At 34.0% G+C, this 741-nt stretch carries 1 protein-coding gene and 1 pseudogene; both read right to left on the minus strand.

What is annotated here, in order from left to right:
- Positions 1–409: pseudogene (locus ACFIJP_RS09455) on the minus strand (hypothetical protein); the annotation flags it as partial.
- On the minus strand, positions 406–549 hold the full coding sequence (locus tag ACFIJP_RS09460; protein ID WP_375627162.1) for a TrwH protein: 144 nt from the start codon (positions 547–549) through the stop codon (positions 406–408). The pseudogene ACFIJP_RS09455 and the gene ACFIJP_RS09460, both read right to left, overlap by 4 nt.
- Positions 550–741: the final 192 nt, after the last annotated feature.

Below are 741 nucleotides of genomic sequence, written 5' to 3' on the forward strand. Positions count from 1 at the left end.
CCTTTTGATATGATTCTCTTGAAAACTTATCACTCTTATAGAGCAATTCTGGCTCTTTGAGAAAAAAACTAGAAAAGCCTACTGTTTTAGGTCCAGTTTTCTGACTCTTTGTTATAGCTTGATAGTTTTTTTCTGTTTGCAAAAGTTGTTCTTTTTTCAACTCAAGCTGTTTTTTTAAGAGCTCAATAATTTCTCCTTTTTTTAATAGATTAATAAGCTCCAGATATTCTGCTGGTAGTGGAGGAGGAGGAGGAGGAGGAGGAGGAGGTGGTGGTGGTGGTGGTGGTGGTGGTGGTGAGCCTCTAGGTGAAGAGGGTTCAAAAGATACGGTTATACCTGCATTTGCTGGAGCTAGATTCATCATTCCCAAAAGGGTAATCATTCCTGTTATAATAAACTGCTTTTTCATTTGTCTCCTCGCTTGATTTCGGCAGGGATTGTTTTATTAATAGGCACACGGTTCCTATCATTTGGCTGTTTTAGCTTTGGTGCTAATGCACAAGCTGATAAAATGTTTGCAATCAAAATTACAAGAATGACAGACTTCATTTTAATATGACTCTTTTTTACTATTATATACATCCTGATATCTATTATCATTATTATTATTTTGAACATAAAGTAAAGTACGTTGTGTGTAATTATTTTACTTTTTTATTCCATCTAAATTTATGAAGATCGCTCAATTTCAGTGCGAATATTTTTTACTTTAGGATTGGATATTCTTGTTATTTTGTCATA

It is taken from the genome of Bartonella sp. MU37NMGALS (assembly GCF_042194015.1).
Taxonomy (GTDB): Bacteria; Pseudomonadota; Alphaproteobacteria; order Rhizobiales; family Rhizobiaceae; genus Bartonella; species Bartonella grahamii.

Coding starts and splice junctions, on each gene's coding strand:
- ACFIJP_RS09460 (WP_375627162.1), bottom strand. CDS start 549: ATGAAGTCTGTCATTCTTGTAATTTTGATTGCAAACATTTTATCAGCT.